This window comes from Streptomyces sp. NPDC127092 (genome assembly GCF_042722475.1).
Lineage (GTDB): Bacteria > Actinomycetota > Actinomycetes > Streptomycetales > Streptomycetaceae > Streptomyces.
Genome location: NZ_JBHXFE010000332.1, coordinates 1 through 400, shown reverse-complemented (window position 1 = coordinate 400; position 400 = coordinate 1). Strand labels below are relative to the sequence as shown.

At 70.2% G+C, this 400-nt stretch carries 1 protein-coding gene; it reads right to left on the bottom strand.

All coding sequences use genetic code 11. The annotated features are described in order from the left end of the window. Positions 1-388, bottom strand: a 388-nt coding sequence (locus tag ACFWJO_RS40155) for an FAD-binding protein (RefSeq protein ID WP_386873292.1), incomplete at its 3' end; no start/stop codon positions are given. Between the last annotated feature and the right edge of the window lie 12 nt (positions 389-400).

Below are 400 nucleotides of genomic sequence, written 5' to 3'. Positions count from 1 at the left end.
GGTATCGGGTGATCACGCCGAAGTTTCCGCCTCCGCCGCCGGTGTGCGCCCACCACAGATCCGGGTTCGGACCATCGCGGGTGGCGAGCACGGCCGACGCCTGCCCGGCGGCATCGACCACCACGATCTCGACACCGTAGAGATGGTCGACGACCGACCCGAACAGGCGCGAGAGGGGACCGAAGCCGCCGCCTGCGGCGTGCCCGCCCATCCCGACGCCGAGACAGCTGCCGCCGGGGATCGTCACACCCCAGCGGTGGTGCAGTTGTTCGTACACGGTGCCCAGGTCGGCGCCCGCCCCGACCGAGAAGGCCCGATGGTCCGGGTCGTAGTCGATGCCGGTGAGCCGGCTCAGGTCGATGATCACCTGCGTCGCGGGGTTGTCCACGAAGTCCTCGAC